At 69.5% G+C, this 6,000-nt stretch carries 3 protein-coding genes; all 3 read left to right on the forward strand.

The features are described 5' to 3' along the window. Positions 1-69: 69 nt before the first annotated feature. The 3 genes from A7D27_RS09055 to A7D27_RS09065 all read left to right on the forward strand — a co-directional run bounded on the left by A7D27_RS09055 (position 70) and on the right by A7D27_RS09065 (position 5,553). Entirely contained in the window at positions 70-1,530 is a 1,461-nt protein-coding gene (locus A7D27_RS09055) for a sigma-54-dependent Fis family transcriptional regulator (RefSeq protein WP_069564681.1), read from the forward strand. Between the two features lie 1,030 nt (positions 1,531-2,560). Continuing rightward, positions 2,561-3,946: a GntP family permease gene (locus A7D27_RS09060; RefSeq protein ID WP_069559024.1), complete on the forward strand. Its 1,386-nt coding sequence runs from the start codon at positions 2,561-2,563 to the stop codon at positions 3,944-3,946. Positions 3,947-3,990: 44 nt separating this feature from the next. Beyond that, positions 3,991-5,553 carry an acyl CoA:acetate/3-ketoacid CoA transferase gene (locus A7D27_RS09065; protein WP_069564682.1) on the forward strand — a complete coding sequence of 521 codons (1,563 nt, stop codon included), beginning with the start codon at positions 3,991-3,993 and terminating at the stop codon, positions 5,551-5,553. Positions 5,554-6,000: the final 447 nt, after the last annotated feature.

The following is a 6,000-nucleotide window of genomic DNA, read 5'->3' on the forward strand; positions in this document are numbered from 1 at the left end:
CAGGCTTTCTTGCCGGGCCGGCGACGCGGCTTCCATAATCGCCGGCGTTTCCCTTCCGGAGCCGTGCCCATGGCGATCTCCCGCGACGACCTCGACCCCCACGGCCTGATCATCGGCGTCTCCCCCGAGCGTTTCCGCGAAGTGGCGATGCCGCTGCTGTTCGACCACCTCGACGCCCAGTGCGAGGGCACCATCGCAGTGAACCGCCAGGCGCGCATCGTCTGGATCAACGACAAGTACGCCCGGAAGCTCGGCATCGCCGACCCGCGCGCGGTGCTCGGCCGCGAGGTGGAGGACGTACTGCCCGCCAGCCGCCTGCGCGAAGTGGTGCAGAGCGGCGCGCCGAGCATGCTCGACCTGATGGCCTTCGGCGACGAGCACTTCGTGGTCACCCGCATCCCCCTGCGCGACGCCGACGGCACCCTGGTGGGCGCCCTGGGCTTCGTGCTGTTCGACCGCGCCCGCCACCTGCAGCCGGTCATGGCCAAGTACACCCAGTTGCAGAACCAGCTCGCCGCCGCCCAGCGCGAGCTGGCCCGCGCCCGCCGTGCGCGCTACACCATCGCCGGATTCATCGGCACCAGCGCCGCCGCCAGCGAAGTGAAGCGCCAGGCCCGCCGCGCCGCCCAACTGGACGCCACCGTGCTGCTGCGCGGCGAGACCGGCACCGGCAAGGAGCTGCTCGCCCAGGGCATCCACAACCTGTCGCTGCGGGCCAGCGGCCCCTTCGTGGCGGTGAACGTCGCGGCGATCCCGGAATCCCTGGTGGAGGCCGAGCTGTTCGGCACCGCGCCGGGTGCCTACACCGGCGCCGAGCGCCGCGCGCGGGCCGGCAAGTTCGAACTGGCCGACGGCGGCACGCTGTTCCTCGACGAGATCGGCGACCTGCCCCTGCCGCTGCAGGCCAAGCTGCTGCGTGTGCTGCAGGAGCAGGAGGTGGAGCCGCTGGGCTCCAACCAGGTAAAGGCGCTGAACGTGCGGGTGATCGCCGCCACCCATGTGGACCTGGAGGCCAAGGTGGCCGCCGGCGAATTCCGCGAAGACCTCTACTACCGCCTCAACGTCCTCGCCCTGCGCCTGCCGCCCCTGCGCGAGCGCCGGGAAGACCTGCCGGCGCTGATCGAGCACCTCGCCGACGACATCGCCAGCCGCTCCAGCCAGCCACCGCTGGAGCTGGCCGACGACGCCCTCGCCCTGCTCCGCGCCCAGCCCTGGCCGGGCAACGTGCGCGAGCTGCGCAACCTGCTGGAGCGGGCGCAACTGCTGGGCGAGGGCACCCAGCCCCTGCATGGGGCGGAGCTGGCCGAGCTGCTGGTGGACCCGCTGCCGCCCGGTGCCGAGCCTGCACCACCGCCCGAGCCGTCCACACCGAGCGATATCCGCCCCCTGGCGGACAGCCTGGCCGAAGCGGAACGCGCCGCCATCCTCACCGCCCTCGCCGCCTGCGACGGCAACCGCACCCGCGCCGCCGAACGCCTCGGCATCGCCCGCGCCAGCCTCTACAACAAGCTCCAGGCGCACGGCTTGTAGCCGGGCTACGGGCACGTTTCCCCGGGCTACGGGCCGGTACGTCGGTGGATGGAGAAGCGGCATCCACCACACGGCACTCCCAGTCCGGTGTAGGGTGGATCGCGCTTCATCGATCCACGCGGTGCGGGGTTGGTCGCCGGGCAGGGCGTGCATTTACCTGCGGCCACGGTGTTTGGGGGCGGGCGCGGTGGTGCCCCGGGCTGAAGCCCGGGCTACGGGTCGGTACGTCGGTGGATGGAGAAGTGGCATCCACCTCACGAAACTCACAGGCCGACGTAGGGTGGATCGCGCTTCATCGATCCACGCGGTGCGGGGTCGATCACGGGCAGGGCGTGCATTTACCTGCGGCCACGGTGTTTGGGGGCGGGCGCGGTGGTGCCCCGGGCTGAAGCCCGGGCTACGGGTCAGTACGTCGGTGGATGGAGAAGCGGCATCCACCCCACGGAACGCCCAGACCGGCGTAGGGTGGATCGCGCCTCATCGATCCACGCGGTGCGGGGTCGATCACGGGCAGGGCGTGCATTTACCTGCGGCCACGGTGTTTGGGGGCGGGCGCGGTGGTGCCCCGGGCTGAAGCCCGGGCTACGGGTCGGTACGTCGGTGGATGGAGAAGCGGCATACCCCACGGAACTCCAAGGCCGACGTAGGGTGGATCGCGCTTCATCGATCCACGCGGTGCGGGGTCGATCACGGGCAGGGCGTGCCTTTACCTGCGGCCACGGTGTTTGGGGGCGGGCGTGTTGGTGGATGGGTAAAGCGCCATCCCCCCTACAACCCGGGGGCTCGGGTTAAGGGGCGTCCATATTCTTGGACATCACTCGAAATAGGCGTCCAACAAACAGGACACCGTCCACTCATGTGGACACCTGAATCGCTTCGCTCCCCTTCCTGCTAACGGCTCAAACCCACTACCAGCGCCTTCCCCAGGGCTTTTCAGCCCACCTGGCACAGCTTTCGCTCTATACCGGCAAAGGGCCGACCCAGGCCCGGCCGCTGCGGCGGTTCAAAACAACAACAAGAAGGAAATCCCATGGGTACCCTCGGAATCCTGCTGTCCCTCGCACTGCTGATGTTCCTGGCCTATCGCGGCTACAACGTGCTGATCCTGGCGCCGCTGATGGCGCTGCTGGCGGTGCTGTTCGCCGGTGATGCAGCGTTGATGCTGCCCACCTACACCCAGGTGTTCATGAAGTCCCTGGGCGGCTACCTGATCCAGTTCTTCCCGCTGTTCCTGCTCGGCGCCATCTTCGGCAAGTTGATGGACGACTCCGGCTCCGCACGCGCCATTGCCCAGGGCATCGTCACCCGGCTGGGGCGCGAGCGGGCCATCCTCGCCATCGTGCTGGCCTGCGGGCTGCTGACCTACGGCGGCGTGTCGCTGTTCGTGGTGGCCTTCGCCGTGTACCCCATCGGCACCGCGCTGTTCCGCGAGGCGGGCATTCCCAAGCGCCTGCTGCCCGGCGCCATCGCCCTGGGCGCCTTCACCTTCACCATGACCGCCCTGCCCGGCACCCCGGCGATCCAGAACGCCATCCCCAGCCCCTTCTTCGGCACCGACGCCTTCGCCGCGCCCATCCTCGGGCTGATCGGCGGGCTGCTCATGCTCGGCCTCGGCAGTTGGTGGCTCGCCGCCCAGGCCCGCAAGCTGATGGCCGCCGGCGAAGGCTACGGCAGCCACAAGGACGACCCGACCGAGCAGAGCGGCCTGCCAGTGACCGGCTTCTGGCTGGCGCTGCTGCCGATCCTGCTGGTGATCGCGCTGAACTTCCTGATGGCCAAGCAGGTGCTGCCCAACCTCGACACCAGCTACCTGGCCAAGCCCGAGTTCGGCGGCCTGCAGGACGCCAAGTCGGTGATCGGCATCTGGTCGATCATCGTCGCCCTCAGCGCGGCGGTGCTGCTGCTCATCGGCCTGCACTGGCGGCGCTGGGCGGACCTGAAGCAAAGCCTCAACGACGGCACCTTCGGCTCCATGCTGCCGATCCTCAACACCGCCTCCGAGGTGGGCTACGGCACGGTGATCGCCTCCCTCGCCGGCTTCGTGGTGATCCGCGACCTGGTGCTGAGCGTGCCGGGCAACCCGCTGGTGTCCGAGGCGGTGGCGGTGAACATCCTCGCCGGCATCACCGGCTCCGCCTCAGGCGGCATGTCCATCGCCCTCAAGACCCTTGGCGCGCAGTACCTGGAGATGGCCAACGCCGCCGGCATCAGCCCCGAGCTGCTGCACCGGGTCGCCGCCATGGCCTCCGGCTGCATGGACACCCTGCCCCACAACGGCGCGGTGATCTCGCTGCTGGCCATCTGCAAGCTGACCCACCGCGATTCCTACAGATTCATCTTCATGAACACGGTGATCTTCCCGCTGCTGGCCCTGGTGGTGGTGATCACCCTCGGCAGCCTGTTCGGCAGCTTCTGATGAGTAGAAGCAGGCAGCCCCCAATTCCACGCTCGAGGTACGACATGAGCAAAGTGATGAGCGCCGCCGAGGCGGTGGCGCGTATCCCTGACAACGCCCACCTGGCCACCGGCGGCTTCGTCGGCATCGGTTTCGCCGAGGCCATCGCCATCGCCCTGGAGCAGCGCTTCCAGGCCGAGCAGGCGCCGCGCGACCTGACCCTGGTCTACGCCGCCGGCCAGGGTGACGGCAAGGGCCGGGGCCTCAACCACCTGGCCCATGAAGGGCTGGTGCGCCGCGTCATCGGCGGCCACTGGGGCCTGGTACCGGGGCTGCAGAAGCTGGCGGTGGAGAACCGCATCGAGGCCTACAACCTGCCCCAGGGGGTGATCTCCCAGCTGTTCCGCGACATCGCCGCCGGCAAGCCGGGGCAGTTGTCGCGGGTGGGCCTCGGCACCTTCGTCGACCCGGCCCACGGCGGCGGCAAGCTCAACGCCCGCACCACCGAGGAGCTGGTGCGCCGCATGCCCCTCGACGGCGAGGACTACCTCTTCTACAAGACCTTCCCCATCCACGTCGGGGTGGTGCGCGCCACCAGCGCCGACGAGGACGGCAACCTGACCATGGAGCGCGAGGCGCTGACCATCGAGAGCCTGGCCATCGCCATGGCCGCACGCAATTCCGGCGGGCTGGTGATCGCCCAGGTGGAGCGGGTTGTCGCCCGTGGCTCGCTCAACCCGCGCCAGGTGAAGATCCCCGGCATCCTCGTCGACTGCGTGGTGGTGGCTGCACCGGAGCACCACCAGCAGACCTTCGCCACCGCCTACAACCCGGCCTTCGCCGCCGAGGTGCGGGTGCCCGAGGGCAGCCTGCCGCCCATGCCGCTGGACCTGCGCAAGCTCATCGCCCGCCGCGCCGCGCTGGAACTCAAGCCCGGCGCAGTGGTGAACCTGGGCATCGGCATGCCCGAAGGCGTGGCGGCGGTGGCGGCGGAAGAAGGGGTGATCGACCTGCTGACCCTCACCGCCGAGCCCGGGGTGATCGGCGGCGTGCCGGCCTCGGGCCTGGACTTCGGCGCGGCCTGCAACCACAGCGCGCTGATCGACCAGCCCTACCAGTTCGACTTCTACGACGGCGGCGGCCTGGACCTCGCCTTCCTCGGCCTGGCCCAGGCGGATGCGGCGGGCAACCTCAACGTGTCGAAGTTCGGCACGCGCCTGGCCGGCGCCGGCGGCTTCATCAACATCAGCCAGAACGCCAAGGCGGTGGTCTTCGTCGGCACCTTCAGCGCCGGCCCGCAGGACATCCGCATCGAGAACGGCGCCCTGCGCATCGTGCAGGACGGCGCGCTGCGCAAGTTCGTCCGCGAGGTGGAGCACCGCACCTTCGCCGGCCGGCTCGCCGCCGAAGCCGGCAAGCCGGTGCTCTACGTCACCGAGCGCTGCGTGTTCCGCCTGACCACCGAGGGCCTGGAGTTGATCGAGGTCGCGCCGGGCGTGGACATCGAGCGCGACATCCTTGCCCGCATGGACTTCCGCCCCCTCGTCGACAAACCCCAACTGATGGATGCGCGGCTGTTCCAGGAGCCCCGCCTGGGCCTGCGCGCCATGATCGACGGTTGTGCGTGAAACCACGGGCCCACCCTTGGGCCCGTGGCTTTTTTCAGGTGCATCCCGTAACACCCCGTGGGAGCGGCTTCAGCCGCGATGCTCGTGCTTCACCTCGTTCGCGACTGAATTCGCACCCACCGAGCCAGAGCGCTCCGTAGCCCGGGCTTCAGCCCGGGAATCCCTCCGGCTGGTACCAACCTCGTAGGAGCGAGCTCTGCTCGCGAACGCCCACCCCAGGCAGCACCGCCGGTCCCGGACTGAAGTCCGGGCTACAGGTGGCCACCCTGAGGGAGCAGCTTCAGCCGCGATGCTCTTGCTTCACCTCGTTCGCGAATGAACTCGCTCACACCGAGCCAGGGCACTCCGTAGCCCGGGCTTCAGCCCGGGAATCCCACCGGCTGGCACCGACCCCGCAGGAGCGAGCTCTGCTCGCGAACGCCCATCCCAGGCACCACCGCCGTCCCC

Origin of the sequence: Pseudomonas sp. 1D4 (genome assembly GCF_001728925.1) — a bacterium.
Taxonomy (GTDB): Bacteria; Pseudomonadota; Gammaproteobacteria; order Pseudomonadales; family Pseudomonadaceae; genus Metapseudomonas; species Metapseudomonas otitidis.

What these genes read in the sequence shown, in the direction of transcription:
- A7D27_RS09055 (WP_069564681.1), top strand. Translation starts at nt 70, where the DNA reads ATGGCGATCTCCCGCGACGACCTCGACCCCCACGGCCTGATCATCGGC.
- A7D27_RS09060 (WP_069559024.1), top strand. Translation starts at nt 2,561, where the DNA reads ATGGGTACCCTCGGAATCCTGCTGTCCCTCGCACTGCTGATGTTCCTG.
- A7D27_RS09065 (WP_069564682.1), top strand. Translation starts at nt 3,991, where the DNA reads ATGAGCAAAGTGATGAGCGCCGCCGAGGCGGTGGCGCGTATCCCTGAC.